A 14,602-nucleotide genomic window follows, 5' to 3' on the forward strand; every position below is an offset into this window, starting at 1 on the left:
GGCGGCCGTGCTCGGCGGAGCGTTCCCTGGCCTGATCCAGGTCAGGAGGGCATACGGCCCCGCCGCGACGAGAGCTTCCGAAGGAGCGCGAGAGGTAGGGGAGAGAGCCCAGAACCGGGCCCGAGCCGCTCGGCGCGGCCACCGGGTGCCGCGCCCGTGGGCCGACCCTGTGCGACGACCGGTCTACGCCCCAGGAGGGTCGTACGGGGCCCGTGCCTGCCGCCCGCCCGCCCGCGTGGCACCTTGCCGTCGGCGCCGTGCTTGTCGTCGCGCTCCGAGACGCGACACCTCGAGGTGTCCAGGTCCTTCGATCGAGCGCACCGGGACCGCGCTCTGCCTCGAACGCTGCGTGGGGGCCTCCTTGCGAACGACGTACGGGCCGCACAGCACCCCGAGAAGGGGGCTGTACGGCCCGTGAGGGGACGTCGAGGGTCAGGCGGGGATGATGAGGCCTTCGCCCTGGGTGCGGGCGCGGGTGAGGCGTGCGTCGGCGTCGGCCCAGTTGACGAGGTTCCACCAGGCGGTGACGTAGTCGGCGCGCACGTTCTGGTAGTCGAGGTAGTAGGCGTGCTCCCAGACGTCGAGGAGGACGATGGGGATCAGGCCCAGGGCGATGTTGCCCTGCTGGTCGTAGAGCTGGACGATGATGAGCTTCTTGCCGAGGGTGTCCCAGGCGAGGATGGCCCAGCCCGAGCCCTGGACGCCTGCGGCGACGGCGGCGAAGTGCTTCTTGAACTTCTCGAACGAGCCGAAGTCCTCGTCGATGGCTGCGGCGATGTCGCCGGTGGGCTCGCCGCCGCCCTCGGGGGAGAGGTTGGTCCAGAACGCGGAGTGGTTGACGTGGCCGCCGAGGTTGAACGCGAGGTTCTTCTCGTGGAGGTTGACCGCGGCGAGGTCGCCGGAGTCGCGGGCCTCGGCGAGCTTGTCGAGCGCGGTGTTGGCGCCGGTCACGTAGGCCTGGTGGTGCTTGGAGTGGTGCAGCTCCATGATGCGGCCGGAGATGTGGGGCTCGAGTGCGCCGTAGTCGTACGACAGCTCGGGAAGGGTGTAGACAGCCATGCCGGAATGCCTCCTGGATCGTGTGCCGCGCCGGAGTAGAGCGACATCTTTGACGAACGCGCTCGAGAACGGCAAATGTGATCGAACGCGACACCGGTGGAACGCAGAAGACCCGTGAGATTGTTCCGGCCGAGGCCGAGCAGTCTCACGGGTCTTCTGGTGCTCCGCAGGGGAGCGGGTCAGTGCTTGGTGCTGCCGGCCCCGGTGTCGTCGGGGCTGACGATGTGGCTGCCGCCACCCACGGCCGACCCGGACTCGACGGCCTGCGTCGTGTCCGCGGCGCCCAGGGCGTCGTGCTCACCGTGCGAGTGCGACGCCGCGAGCTCCGACGGGGTCACGGGCTCGACCCGGTCCTCGTAGAAGAACTGCGACAGACGCTGGAGTCGACGGTCCTTCTTGTAGCCCTTGCGGCGGACGCCGCGCGAGTCGGTCGCCGGGTCGATCTCGAGCGGGGCGTGCGCCGTGTAGTTCACACGGAGCCAGCGCTCCTGCTCGTCGAGCGGACGGTGGACCTCGATGTACTCACCGTGCGCGAAGCGCACGATGCGGCCGGTCTCGTGGCCGTGCAGGACGAGCTCGCGGTCCTTGCGCTGGAGCCCGAGGCAGATGCGCTTGGTGATCCAGAAGGCGATCACCGGACCGACGAAGAGGAGTACTCGGAACACCCACGTGATCGCGTTGATCGACAGGTGGAAGTGCGTCGCGATGAGGTCGTTCGAACCGGCCAGGGCCAGGATGATGAACGCCGTCAGGAACGCGACACCGAGCCCGGTGCGGACCGGGACGTTGCGCGGGCGGTCGAGCACGTGGTGCTCGCGCTTGTCCTTGGTCACCGCGGCCTCGAGGAACGGGTAGACCGCGAGGAACGTGAACAGCAGGCCCGGGATCACGACCGCCGGGATCAGGATGTTGAGCGAGAGCGTGTAGCCCGCGATCACGTACTCGGTCTGCCCGGGCATGAGTCGTAGCGAACCCTCGAGGAAGAGCATGTACCAGTCGGGCTGGGCGCCCGCCGACACGGGGGAGGGGTCGTACGGCCCGTAGTTCCACACGTTGTTGATGGCCATCGTGGCGCCCATGGCGGCGATGACGCCGAACACCACGAAGAAGAAGCCACCGGCCTTGGCGACGTACACGGGGAAGAGCGGGAAGCCCACGACGTTGCCGTTGGTGCGGCCGCCACCCGGGTACTGGGTGTGCTTGTGCAGCACGACGAAGAACAGGTGGAGCGCGACGAGCGCCAGGATGAGGCCCGGGACCACGAGGATGTGGAGCGTGAAGAGCCTCGGGATGATGTGCTCGCCAGGGAACTCGCCACCGAAGATGAAGTACGACAGGTACGACCCGATGACCGGGATCGACTTGACGACGCCGTCGGTGATGCGCAGGCCGTTGCCGGACAGGACGTCGTCCGGCAGCGAGTAGCCCGTGAAGCCCGCGAGCAGGCCCATGATCATCAGGAGGAACCCGACCATCCAGTTGAGCTCACGGGGCTTGCGGAACGCGCCGGTGAAGAACACGCGCATCATGTGGGTCACGATCGCTGCCATGAAGAGCAGCGCGGACCAGTGGTGGATCTGACGCATGAGCAGGCCGCCACGCACCTCGAACGAGGTGTGCAGCGTCGAGGCGAAGGCCTCGGACATGAGCACGCCGTTCATCGACGCCGGCTCACCGTGGTACGTGACCAGGCCCATGCTCGGCACGAAGAACATCGTCAGGAAGAATCCCGAGATGATCAGGACGACGAACGAGTAGAGGGCGATCTCACCCAGGAGGAACGACCAGTGGTCGGGGAAGACCTTCCGGGCGAACTCCTTCACGGCTCCGGCGATGCCGGTGCGCTGGTCCAGGTAGTCTGCGGTCGCTTCAGCGGGTCCCGCGGTGCTGGTGCTCACTTCAGGCGCTCCCAGTAGCTCGGTCCGACGGGCTCGTGGAAGTCGCTCTGCGCAACCAGGTAGCCCTCGTCGTCAACGGTGATCGGCAGCTGCGGGAGCGGCCTCTTGGCCGGGCCGAAGACGACCTTGGCGCCGTCGGCGACGTCGAAGGTCGACTGGTGGCACGGGCACAGCAGGTGGTGCGTCTGCTGCTCGTAGAGCGCGACGGGGCAGCCGACGTGGGTGCAGACCTTGGAGTACGCGACGATGCCGTCGTACGACCAGTCCTTGCGGTCCGGGGCCTCCTTGAGGTCACGCGGGTCGAGGCGGACCATCAGGACGATCGCCTTGGCCTTCTCCGAGATCCACTCGTGGGAGTTGCGCACCTCCTCGGACACGTCCGGGATCACGTGGAAGGCGCTGCCGATCGTGACGTCCTCGGCCTTGATCGGGCGGCCCGACGGGTCGAGCGCGAGGCGCATCTTGGGCTTCCAGAGGGTGTGACGGAACTTGCTGACGTTCCAGTCTCCACCCACCTCTGCCACGAGGGGAACAGCGATCGCGAGGGGGAACAGCGCGAGAGCCGTCACGACGGCACCCTTGAGCACGCCACGACGGGCGATGCCCGAGTCCTCTGCACCCTCGGTGAGGGCCTGGACGGCCTCTGCGCGCACTGCGTCCGAGCTGCGCTGGGCGTGCCGCTCGTCGACGTGCTCGTGGTCCGACATGAGCGTCTTGGCCCAGTGGACGGCCGCGAGGCCGATGCCGAGCAGCGCGAAGGCCAGGCCGAGCCCGATGATCAGGTTCGTGGTGCGGATGCCCGCGACGGACGTGTCGTCCGGGAGGGCGAAGAAGGCGACCAGCATGCCGATGGTGCCGATGATCGAGATCGTGAAGAGGATCACGACCTGCATCTCGGCACGCTTGGCGGCCTGGGGGTCACGGTCTGCCATCCGGCTCTTGTGAGCCGGGATGCCTGGATCCTGGAAGCGGTCGAGCTCCTGCCCGTCCTGCTTCGTCAGGTCCGTCGAGTTCTGGTTGTCGCTCACGACGACTTCGCTCCGATCCACACAGCGGCGCCGATCAGCAGGCCGAGCCCGACGATCCACGCCCAGAGGCCCTCGCTGACGGGGCCGAGAGAGCCGAGGTCAAGTCCACCGGCAGAACCCTCACGCTGCTCGACGAGGTAAGCGATGACGTCGCGCTTCTCGTCGGGCGTGATGTTCATGTCGTTGAAGACCGGCATGGACTGCGGACCGGTCAGCATGGCCTGGTAGATGTTCCGCTCGGAGGTGTCCCACAGTGCAGGGGCGAACTTGCCCTCCGAGAGAGCACCGCCCGCGCCGACGGCGTTGTGGCACATCGCGCAGTTGGTGCGGAAGACGGCCGCGCCGTTGGCGGGGTCGCCGAGCGAGGCGTCGATCTGCTCGTCCGTCGGGATCGCCGGGCCGGCGCCCAGGGAGGCGATGTACGCAGCGAGCTGCGACGTCTGCTCCTCGTCGAACTGGCGCGGCTTCTGGATGGCCTGAGGGCCCTCCATCTGCATGGGCATACGACCGGTCGACACCTGGAAGTCGACAGCGGCCGCGCCGACGCCGACGAGGGACGGAACGGTGTCCGAGCCCTCCGCGTTCGGGCCGTGGCAGGTGGCGCAGTTCGCCTGGAAAAGCTTCTGGCCTGTCTCGATGTCCTCAGTGCTGGCGGTGTCAGCGCTGGCTGGACTCGGGGCAAAGGCGGCGTAGACGCCGCCGGTGACCAGCAGCGCCAGCAGCAGCAGCACGACCGGAGCGAAGCGGTGGTGTCTGCGGGCGGCGAGTGCCTTCACGAAATGATCCTCGTCTCGCAAGTGGGGGGTGCAGGGGGCAGGTGTGGTTGTCCGGGCATCGGTGCCGCGGGCGTCACCGCGTCAACGAAGGATGTAGATCACGAAGAACAGTGCGATCCACACGACGTCGACGAAGTGCCAGTAGTAGGACGTCACGATGCCGGTCGTGGCCTCGTGGTGCCCGAAGTTCTTGGCGGAGAAGGACCGACCGAGAAGGAACAGGAAGGCGATCAGACCGCCGACGACGTGGATGCCGTGGAAGCCCGTGGCCATGAAGAAGACCGAGCCGTAGGGGTGCGACGAGATGGTGAGTCCCTCGTGCACGAGCTCGGCGTACTCGTAGATCTGACCGCCGATGAAGATCGAGCCCATGATGTACGTGAGCGTGATCCACTCGTTCATCCCCCACCGGTTGACCTGGAAGATCGATCCGGTGCGGACGGGCTGGAAGCGCTCCGCCGCGAGGACTCCGAGCTGGCAGGTCACGGAGGACAGCACCAGCACCGTCGTGTTGACCACGGCGAAGGGGATGTTGAGCTTCTCGGTCTGAGAAGCCCACTCCTCCGCCGGGATCACCGAACGTGCGGTGAAGTACATAGCGAACAGTCCAGCGAAGAACATGAGCTCGCTGGCCAGCCACACGATCGTCCCGACCGAAACTGGGTTCGGTCGGTTGACGCTCACGTGCTGGTGGGCGTGGGGGGCAGCCGTTGCGGTCGACACATCAGCCATTATGGCCGACGTCGGAGCGATTTGGACCATCGAACCAGGGGGTGGCGCGCGGCGAATCTCACAAACTCTCCAGATCTCCCTACCAAGCCCTGCACTTCGTGACGGATCGCGTTGAAGTGCCATGAAAGGGCGTCATTCCGGGCGTTGTGCGAAGAGTGCGGGCCTCGACATTTCCTGACGGTGCGCTGGGAATTGCCATGAAATGACGACGACGGTCGGCGCCCGCGCCGCGCGCGAGCATCCCGGCGGTCACCTCGGGCGCTCGGCGCCACCGACCGCGGACGCCGCCCCTGTCCGGTGGGCGGACGCGCGACGGCCGTCACCGGTGCGGGGGGTGCCGTGGCGCGACCCGACGTGCCAAGATGCCGGGGAGCGCTGCTCTCGTCGTACAGGTGCCGGTCGATGACCGGGCACCGCGGGCAGCGCGCCACCAGACCAGACCCGGCCGGGACCGGTCGGGACCACGTGAGACCCGAACGAGATGGAGGCGACGATGACGTCGACCACGAGCGGCACGACGACCACGTCCACCGGCGGCGCCCTGTCGGTGCAGGGCACGGACGTCGAGCCGACCACGGCGCCCCGTGAGGCGCGCGCCCCCCGCATCCTGCTCTACAGCGACGACGCGACCGTCCGCGAGCAGGTACGGATGGCGGTCGGGCGTCGGGTCCGTGCCGGTGCTCCGGACATCGTCTGGAAGGAGGTCGCGACCGCTGCCGCGGTCGTCGCCGCGGCCGACGCGGGCGGCTGGGACCTGCTCGTGCTCGACGGCGAGGCCGACAAGGCCGGGGGCATGGGACTGTCCCGCCAGCTCAAGAACGAGATCTACGAGTGCCCTCCCGTTCTGGTCCTCACGGGCAGGCCCCAGGACGGTTGGCTAGCATCGTGGTCGCTCGCCGACGATGCCGTTCCTCGGCCCTTCGACGCGATCGAGCTGCAGCGGGCGATCGTCTCGCTGATCGAATGACCTCATGAAGGGCAGGTCCTGTGACCACGACCCCGGGCATCCCGGCACACGCTTCCTCCGACCCCGCGCCGACGGCCACCGTCCTGGTGTCCGAGCAGTCGGAGCCGACGTGGCCCGGGCTCCTCACGGAGCTCATCGCCGGCCATGACCTGAGCGCCGCGCAGACGGCCTGGGCCATGGACAAGGTCATGACGGGCGAGGTCAGCCCCGTCCGGCTCGCGGCGTTCCTGATCGCGCTGCGGTCCAAGGGCGAGACGGTCGGCGAGCTGCGCGGCCTCGCGGACTCGATGCTCGCGCACGCCACGCGCTTCCAGGTCGCCGGCCCCTCGGTCGACATCGTGGGGACGGGTGGGGACCGTGCGCACACGGTCAACGTCTCGACGATGGCTGCCGTGGTCATCGCGGGGACCGGGGTGCGCGTCGTCAAGCACGGCAACCGCGCCGCGTCGTCGTCCTCCGGGTCGGCCGACGTCCTCGAGGTCCTGGGCATCCGGCTGGACCAGTCGCCCGAGCGGGTGGCTCAGCTCGTCGACGAGGTCGGCATCACGTTCTGCTTCGCGCAGGTCTTCCACCCTTCGTTCCGGCACTCGGCGGTCGCGCGCAAGGAGCTCGGCGTGCCGACGGCCTTCAACTTCCTGGGCCCGCTGACCAACCCGGCGCAGCCTCGCGCGGCCGCGATCGGGGTCGCCGACGAGCGCATGGCCCCGCTCGTGGCGGGGGTCTTCGCTTCCCGCGGGGCGTCGGCGATCGTGTTCCGTGGTGACGACGGTCTCGACGAGCTGGCGGCGACGGGCACGTCGACCGTCTGGGAGGTGCGCGACGGCGAGGTGACCGTCCACTCGCTCGACGCGGCCCGCGACCTCGGTCTGCAGCGGATCACGGTCGAGGACCTGCGCGGCGCCGACGCGGCCTTCAACGCCGAGGTCGCGCGGCGCGTCTTCGCGGGCGACCCCGGGCCCGTGCGCGAGACCGTGCTGCTCAACGCTGCGGCCGCCCTGGTCGCGGACGGGAGCCTGCCGGGGACCGCGGAAGGAACGCTCGTCGAGCGCCTCGCGGCAGGCATGCAGCACGGTGCGGCGAGCATCGACTCGGGCGCGGCCGCGGCCGCGCTCGACCGCTGGGTCTCCGCCTCCTCGCGCTGAAGCGGTCCGGTGGGGCGACCCGCGAAGGTCGCTCCACCGGGGGACGGGGCTCCGTCAGTCGTCGAGGCCGAGCGCGAACGCCTGCTCGAGGTCCACGTCGGAGTAGGCGCGGAACGCGATGAACGTCTCGGTGCGCAGCACACCCTGCACCTTGCTGATCTTGTCGGCGATCACGTCGGCGAGGTCGTCGTGCTCGGCGACACGCACCATCGCGACGAGGTCCGCCTTGCCGGTCACGGAGTAGACCTCGCTGACCCCCTTGAGCGAGGCGACGTGCGAGGCGACCTCAGGGATGAGGTTCGGTTCGGTGTCGATCAGCACGATCGCGGTCAGCATGGGTCCTCCGTCGGGTCCGTGGCACGCGGTTCGCCGGTCGGGGAACCGCTGCCCAATCTAGCCTTGCCGTGGTGTGCGACGCGCTGCGCGGTGCGGGTGCCGTCCGCGAAGGCTCGCGCCGAGCGGACGGGCCACGAGAGCGGGTGGCTCACGTCGACGAGCCGGACCCCCGGTTGTTCGAGCCAACCCAGCACCAGGTCGGCCTCGTGGGGGTGGCACGCGGGCGCCGGGGCCACGGGGGCCGGCACGTCCTCGGCGGTCGCGACGAGCGCGTCGATCGTCGCCCAGGGGTCCGCACCGGCGGGGGAGAGGCCCGTGGCTGCGAGCCGTGCGTGCCGCACGACCACGATCTCCCAGCGGGCGCCCTCGACGGGGCGGGCGGCGACGAGCTGGGCGCACGCCGCGAGCGGTCGGAGCCGTTGCGCACGCCCGGCGCCCAGGAGGAAGGCTTCGAGCCGGGCCGTGACCTCGGCGGCCTGCTCGTAGCGCTCGGTCGCGGCGAGCTCGGCGATGCGCGCGCTCAGGTGCTCGACGACGTCGCCAGGGTCCGCGAGCATGGTCGCCCGCGCGCGGCCCACCACGGCCGGGTAGTCCTGCGGTCGCTGCTCGGTGGTGCAGGGCGCGCCGCAGCGTCCCATCTCGGCGAGGGCGCACGCGCTCGCTCCCCGGGCGGGCAGGAGCGGGAGCCGCGGGCTGCACTGGCGCAGGGCGAGCGCGTCGTGCAGGGCGTCGATCGCGAGCTGAGCCTGCCGGCGCGACGAGTACGGTCCGATGTGCGCGGCGTCCGGCCGGACGTCCTGGACGATCGAGAGCCGAGGGTGGTGCTCGTTCGTCAGACGCACCCAGCTCATGCGCTCGGGGAACTTGGAGCGACGGTTGTAGCGCGGTGAGTGCTCGGCGATCAGCCGGAGCTCGCGGACCTGGGCCTCGAGGACCGTGGCGCACTCGACCGGGGTGACGGCGTGGGCGATGCGGACCATCTCGGTCATGCGGCCACGCTTCTCCGCAGCCGTGAAGTAGCTGCGCACCCGGCGCCGGATCGACGTCGAGGTGCCGACGTAGAGCACCTCCTCGCCGGGACCGCGGAACATGTAGACCCCCGGGCCGTCGGGGAGGCCGTCGGCGAGCGTCCGCTTGCGCCGGACGTCGGCCAGGACCGGGTCGGTGGCGGTCGCGAGGTCCTCGAGGTGCGTGACCCCGAACGGTGCCACGCGCTCGAGCAGCGCGTGCAGCACGTCGACGGTGGCGCGCGCGTCGGCCAGCGCCCGGTGCTCGGGGGTCACGGCCGCGTGGAAGAGCGCGGCCAGGGTCGAGAGCTTGTGGTTGGGGGCCTCGTCGCGGGTCACGACGCGTCGCGCGAGCGGCACGGTGTCGAGGACCTGGTTGCCCGGCCACTCGTAGCCCGCGTCCTTGGCGGCGGCCTTGAGGAAGCCGATGTCGAACGGCGCGTTGTGCGCGACGAGCACCGCGCAGCGGGAGAACTCCAGGAAGCTGGGCAGCACGGCCTCGATGGGTGGCGCGGTCGCGACCATCCCCGTAGTGATCCCCGTGAGGCGCGCGATGAACGCCGGCACCGGCGTGCCCGGGTTGACGAGCGTCTGGAACTCGCCGAGCACCTCCCCGCCGCGGACCTTGACAGCGCCGATCTCCGTGATCCCGGCCGAGGCGGGCGAACCGCCTGTCGTCTCGAGGTCCACGACCACGAAGGTCACGTCCTGCAGGGGGGTACCGAGCTCGTCGAGACCGAGCTGGACGGGTGTGCTTCCCTCGACGGGTGCGGGGGTGAAGGCGCGGACGGAGAGCGGCCGAGACCCGTCCGGGGCGGGCGTTCTGCGTGGTGCGTCCCGGGTGGGGACGGTCGTGGACGACATGGGGTGAAAGTAGCCTCGGGCACTGACACGTCCGTCCGCGCGGCCGGTGATCGCTGCCCGTAGTGTGGACCCATGGATGGGACGAGTCGGGACAAGAAGGACACACCGCATCGATCGGACGATGCGCCGCCCGATCCGGTCGTCGTCCCGTCCGTCGTCCGCACCCAGCTGCTCGAGCTCTCCGCGCGCGTCCTGGGCGCCTGGGAGCCCTCGAGCGTCCCCGTGCCCCTGCGCAGGGTCCGCACGTTCGCGCCGCGCCGACGAGCGGTGTCGGGCGCCGTGCCCCTGTGGCAGGCCCTCGAGACCAGCGCGTCGTTCCGGCACGCCGTGGCGGCCGCCTGGAGCACGGCTCACCCCCGGGAGGCGCGCGCCCTCCGGCCCGACGGCGTCACGTCCGCGGACGGCGACGTCGCCACGGCGTCGGTCGCCTCTGGTGCCGACGAGAGCACCGAGGTTGCGCCGGAGGCGGCGGGAGGCACGGGTCCTGCGGGGGCGCCCGACACGCCGGACGACTCGCTCGACGAGGTGACCACGTCGGCAGGTGAGGTCCCGGTGCGGGACGAAGGCTCCGCCGTCGGGCAGGGCGAGGCCGAGGCCGAGCGGGCCGCGGGCGGCCTCGTGGACCTGGCCGTCGGCGCGTTCCTGCTGCGACCCGACGGCTGGGAGGACCACCTGGCGCGCGCGGCCTCGGCCCTCGAGGCGCAGGCCGAGGCGCAGCACCGTGCTCAGGAGGTCGAGCGTGCCGCGGGGGAGCACGACCGGGCCGTCGCCGAGCTCGCCGCTGCCCACGAGGCCGCGGCTGCCGACCGCGCTGCGCTCGACGAGGCCCGGGCCGAGATCGCGACGCTCAAGAAGCAGGAGCGCAAGCTCCGGTCGGACGCCGACCGCGCCCGGGCCGAGGCGCGGGCCGCGCTCGCGGAGGCCGCCGCGCGCACGGAGGCTGCCGAGGCGCTCGCGGCGCGGGCCGCCGACGAGCGCCGGGAGGCGTCGGTCGCGCTCGACCGCGCGCACGCCGCCCGTGACGAGGCGCGCACGCTCACGCACACCGGGGCCGAGCTCGCCAACGCGCGCGCCAGGCTCCTGCTGGAGACCGTCGTGGACGCTGCGGTCGGGCTCCGGCGCGAGCTCGGGATCCCGCCGACGACGCTGCGACCGGCCGACACCGTGGCCCCCGTGGACGGCGGAGGTGTGCCGGGCGCTCCCGACCGCACCCGGCCCGGGTCGCGCGGGCGGACCGGCGACGACCCGGCGCTGCTCGACGACGTCCTGGCCGTCCCCCAGATGCACCTCATCGTGGACGGGTACAACGTGACCAAGACGGGCTTCGGCGCACTGACCCTCGCGCAGCAGCGGCGCCGCCTCGTGGACGGGCTGGTGCGCGTCGCGTCGCGCACGGGGGCCGAGGTCACGTGCTGCTTCGACGGGCAGGACCTGGGCCACCTGCCGCCCGCGAGCACCCGCGGGGTGCGCGTCCTGTTCACGTCGGGCGAGATCGCCGACCACCTGATCCGCCGGCTCGTCGCGGCCGAGCCCGAGGGGCGGCCCGTCGCGGTCGTCACGAGCGACCGGGAGGTCGCGGACGACGTCCAGGCCATGGGCGCCGTGGCGATCGGCTCACCGGCGCTCGTCGCGCGGCTCGCGAGGCTCTGAGGGCGCGGTGTGCGGACAGCGCACGACGGCCGGCCCCCGCTCGGGGGACCGGCCGTCGTGAGGGGCGGGTGTCTCCGTGAGGATCAGCGGGCGGCAGCACCCGCGTAGATCGCGTCGATCTCGATCGAGAAGTCCTGGAGGACGACGTTGCGCTTGACCTTGAGCGACGGCGTCAGGTAGCCGTTCTCGACCGTGAAGTCCGTCGTCAGGATCGTGAACTTGCGGATCGACTCGGCACGCGAGACGGCCTTGTTGGCGCGGTCGACCGCGGCGTCGAGGGCCGCGAGGACGTCGACGTCGAGAGCCGCGGCGTCGATGCTCATGGGCTCCTTACCGTGCATCGCGAGCCAGCCGGGCAGGCCCTCGGGGTCGATCGTCATGAGCGCGCCGATGAACGGCTGCCCGTCCCCGACCACGACGCACTGGCTGACCAGGGCGTGCGCGCGGATGCGGTCCTCGAGCACGGCAGGGGCGACGTTCTTGCCGCCCGCGGTCACGATGATCTCCTTCTTGCGGCCCGTGATGCGCAGGAACCCGTCCTCGTCGAGAGAGCCCAGGTCGCCCGTGCGGAACCAGCCGTCGACGAACGCGTCCTGCGTGGCCTGCGGGTTGTTGTGGTACCCGCGGAACACGTGGTGGCCCTTGAGCAGGATCTCGCCGTCCTCGGCGATCCTGGCGCCGCAGCCCGGGAGCTGAGGCCCCACGGTCCCGATCTTGGTCGCGGTCGGCCGGTTGACCGACGTCGGTGCGGTCGTCTCGGTCAGGCCGTAGCCCTCGAGGATGCGCACGCCGATGCCGCGGTAGAAGTGCCCGAGCCGCTCTCCGAGCGGGGCGCCGCCCGAGACGGCCCACTTGGTCTGCCCGCCGAGCGCGGCACGCAGCTTCTTGTAGACGAGCGCGTCGGCGACCTTGTGCTGGAGCTTGAGGCCGATGCCCGGGCCCTTGGGGTCGTCCAGGGCGCGGGAGTAGGCGATCGCGGTCGCGGCGGCCCAGTGGAAGATCTTGACCTTGCCTCCCGCGGCGGCCTTCTGCTCCGAGGAGTTGTAGACCTTCTCGAAGACGCGGGGGACCGAGAGGATGTAGGTCGGCTTGAACTCACCCAGGTCCTCGAGGAGCGTCTTGGTGTCCGGGGTGTGCCCCAGGACCGTCCCGCCCGCCACGACGAGCACGCCGATGAAGCGCGCGAACACGTGCGCCAGGGGCATGAACAGGAGCGTGCGACCATTCGCCTCGGCGAAGACCTCGGGCAGCGCCTTCACGGCGTTGACGGTCAGCGAGTAGAAGTTCTCGTGCGTGAGCTCGGCGCCCTTGGGACGTCCCGTGGTGCCCGAGGTGTAGATGATCGTCGCGACGTCCGCGAGGTTCGCGAGGCCGCGGCGGCGGGCGATCTCGTCGTCGCTGACGTCCTTGCCGGCCTCCTTGAGCGCGGCGATCCCACCGTCGTCGATCACGAACACCTGGCCGAGCTCGGGCGCCTGTGCCCGGACCTCCTCGACCGTGGCGGCGTGCGCGGGGGACTCGACCACGAGCAGCCTGACCCCGGCGTCCGAGAGGATCCACTGGACCTGCTCGGCGCTCGAGGTCTCGTACAGGGGCACGGGGACCGCGCCCGCAGCCCAGGTGGCCCAGTCGAGCAGGGTCCACTCGTAGCGGGTGCGGGACATGATGCCCACGTGCTCGCCGGGCTGGATGCCCAGGGCCACGAGGCCCTTGGCGACCGAGACGACGTCGGCGTCGACCTCGCGTGCGGTCAGTGTCTTCCAGGGGGCGCCCGGCCCGCTCTTGACCTCGACCATCGGCTGGTCGGGCCCGGCCGCGACACGGCTGGCGAAGAGGTCGTTGAGGTTGTCGAGGGGATCGACATCGATGATGCGCGGTGCGCTGAACTCGTCCATGCTGGCTCCAGTGGCAGAAGTCGACGGTGTGAGAACACTACCCACAGGACCGAAGTGTCGTTGACCGCCTCCGAGTCGGTACTCTTCATGGTGCTGTGCGCTGTTGCGCAAGATTTCAGGCCGTACCTGGGCGAACACCGGGAGCGACCGACGATCGGAGCCGACGGACGTACGCAGAACCGATGCCGAGGCGGTGCACAACCGTTACCGGCGGGCGTTCCCATCCTGTGAGTTCCAGACCGCTACGTGAGTGAGGACCTGACATGCATGCCATCGGAGTCGACATCGGCGGAACGAAGATCGCCGCAGGTGTGGTCGACGAGAACGGCAAGATCCTTGCGCAGACGCGTCGCGACACCGAGCCCGACGACGTCGCGAGCATCGACGCAGCGGTCGCGGACGTGTACGCCGAGCTGTCCAAGGAGTTCGAGGTCGAGGCCATGGGCCTGGCCGCAGCCGGCTTCGTGAGCCCCGACCGCACCTCGGTCCTCTTCGCCCCCAACATCGCCTGGCGCGAGTACCCGCTGGCCGCCAAGGTCCGCGCGCTGATCGGCGACGACGACGTCAAGATCGTCGTCGAGAACGACGCCAACGCGGCAGGCTGGGCCGAGTTCCAGTTCGGCGCGGGCCGCGACGCCTCGGACATGCTCATGCTCACGGTCGGCACGGGGCTGGGCGGCGCGATCATCGTCGACCGCAAGCTCGTGCGCGGTCGCTGGGGCGTGGCGGCGGAGGTCGGGCACATGCGCGTCGTGCCCGGCGGTCACTACTGCGGGTGCGGCCACGAGGGCTGCTGGGAGCAGTACGCGTCGGGCAGCGCGCTCGTGCGCGACGGCCAGGCCGCACTCATCGCGCAGCCGGACCGTGCGACGGCGCTGCTCGAGCTCGCGGGCGGCGACGCCTCCAAGCTCAACGGCCCGCAGATCACGCAGGCCGCGCAGGACGGCGACGAACTCGCGATCGAGCTGCTCGCGACGCTCGGCCGGTGGATCGGTGAGGGGGCTGCCTCGGTCACGGCGCTGCTCGACCCCGAGCTGATCGTGATCGGTGGCGGTGTCGGTGCTGCCGGCGACCTGCTGCTCCAGCCCGTCCGCAAGGCGTTCGCGGACCAGCTCTCGGCGCGCGGGCACCGTCCCGAGGCGCAGATCGACCTCGCCCAGCAGGGCAACGAGGCCGGCATCGTCGGCGCGGCGGACCTCGCCCGCAGCTAGTCGAGGTCGTCGGCGTCACGGGTCACCGAGGCGGTGG

The 14,602-nt window shown here is 70.7% G+C and carries 12 protein-coding genes; 4 read left to right on the forward strand and 8 right to left on the reverse strand.

Annotated elements, in window-relative coordinates; translation table 11 throughout:
* Positions 1-432: 432 nt before the first annotated feature.
* The 5 genes from ACFWGN_RS07520 to ACFWGN_RS07540 all read right to left on the reverse strand — a co-directional run bounded on the left by ACFWGN_RS07520 (position 433) and on the right by ACFWGN_RS07540 (position 5,493).
* Positions 433-1,059, reverse strand: coding sequence for a superoxide dismutase (locus ACFWGN_RS07520; RefSeq protein ID WP_377616345.1), 627 nt, complete (start codon positions 1,057-1,059; stop codon positions 433-435).
* A gap of 179 nt (positions 1,060-1,238) precedes the next feature.
* The gene (locus tag ACFWGN_RS07525) at positions 1,239-2,957 is read right to left on the reverse strand and encodes a cytochrome bc complex cytochrome b subunit (RefSeq protein WP_377616346.1); all 1,719 of its coding nucleotides are present in this window, start codon (positions 2,955-2,957) and stop codon (positions 1,239-1,241) included.
* A complete protein-coding gene (locus tag ACFWGN_RS07530; protein ID WP_377616348.1) occupies positions 2,954-3,985 on the reverse strand; it encodes a Rieske 2Fe-2S domain-containing protein in 1,032 nt (343 codons plus the stop codon). Before ACFWGN_RS07530 ends, ACFWGN_RS07525 begins: the two co-directional genes overlap by 4 nt.
* Positions 3,982-4,761 carry a c-type cytochrome gene (locus ACFWGN_RS07535; protein ID WP_377616349.1) on the reverse strand — a complete coding sequence of 260 codons (780 nt, stop codon included), beginning with the start codon at positions 4,759-4,761 and terminating at the stop codon, positions 3,982-3,984. Before ACFWGN_RS07535 ends, ACFWGN_RS07530 begins: the two co-directional genes overlap by 4 nt.
* An 81-nt stretch (positions 4,762-4,842) precedes the next feature.
* A complete protein-coding gene (locus ACFWGN_RS07540; RefSeq protein ID WP_191803278.1) occupies positions 4,843-5,493 on the reverse strand; it encodes a heme-copper oxidase subunit III in 651 nt (216 codons plus the stop codon).
* 493 nt (positions 5,494-5,986) lie between these two features.
* Here ACFWGN_RS07540 and ACFWGN_RS07545 point away from each other — a divergent pair, with 493 nt between their 5' ends.
* Together ACFWGN_RS07545 and trpD are read left to right on the forward strand one after the other, a co-directional pair.
* Positions 5,987-6,460: a hypothetical protein gene (locus ACFWGN_RS07545; protein ID WP_377616350.1), complete on the forward strand. Its 474-nt coding sequence runs from the start codon at positions 5,987-5,989 to the stop codon at positions 6,458-6,460.
* Positions 6,461-6,546: 86 nt separating this feature from the next.
* Positions 6,547-7,602: an anthranilate phosphoribosyltransferase gene (gene trpD / locus ACFWGN_RS07550; RefSeq protein WP_377616528.1), complete on the forward strand. Its 1,056-nt coding sequence runs from the start codon at positions 6,547-6,549 to the stop codon at positions 7,600-7,602.
* A 54-nt stretch (positions 7,603-7,656) separates the two neighbouring features.
* Here the strand turns inward: trpD and ACFWGN_RS07555 are convergent, their stop codons facing one another.
* The gene (locus ACFWGN_RS07555) at positions 7,657-7,938 is read right to left on the reverse strand and encodes an Lrp/AsnC family transcriptional regulator (protein WP_377616352.1); all 282 of its coding nucleotides are present in this window, start codon (positions 7,936-7,938) and stop codon (positions 7,657-7,659) included.
* Positions 7,932-9,809: a DEDD exonuclease domain-containing protein gene (locus ACFWGN_RS07560; protein WP_377616353.1), complete on the reverse strand. Its 1,878-nt coding sequence runs from the start codon at positions 9,807-9,809 to the stop codon at positions 7,932-7,934. Before ACFWGN_RS07560 ends, ACFWGN_RS07555 begins: the two co-directional genes overlap by 7 nt.
* A gap of 72 nt (positions 9,810-9,881) precedes the next feature.
* On the opposite strand from ACFWGN_RS07560, the gene ACFWGN_RS07565 reads away from it, so the two are divergent.
* On the forward strand, positions 9,882-11,459 hold the full coding sequence (locus ACFWGN_RS07565) for an NYN domain-containing protein (protein WP_377616354.1): 1,578 nt from the start codon (positions 9,882-9,884) through the stop codon (positions 11,457-11,459).
* Between the two features lie 83 nt (positions 11,460-11,542).
* Here the strand turns inward: ACFWGN_RS07565 and ACFWGN_RS07570 are convergent, their stop codons facing one another.
* Entirely contained in the window at positions 11,543-13,354 is a 1,812-nt protein-coding gene (locus tag ACFWGN_RS07570) for an AMP-dependent synthetase/ligase (RefSeq protein ID WP_377616355.1), read from the reverse strand.
* A gap of 263 nt (positions 13,355-13,617) precedes the next feature.
* Here ACFWGN_RS07570 and ACFWGN_RS07575 point away from each other — a divergent pair, with 263 nt between their 5' ends.
* Positions 13,618-14,565 (forward strand): ROK family glucokinase, encoded by a 948-nt coding sequence (locus tag ACFWGN_RS07575; protein ID WP_191803288.1) that lies wholly within the window; start codon positions 13,618-13,620, stop codon positions 14,563-14,565.
* Positions 14,566-14,602: the final 37 nt, after the last annotated feature.

Source organism: Oerskovia sp. NPDC060338 (genome assembly GCF_042726295.1).
Classification (GTDB): Bacteria; Actinomycetota; Actinomycetes; order Actinomycetales; family Cellulomonadaceae; genus Oerskovia; species Oerskovia merdavium.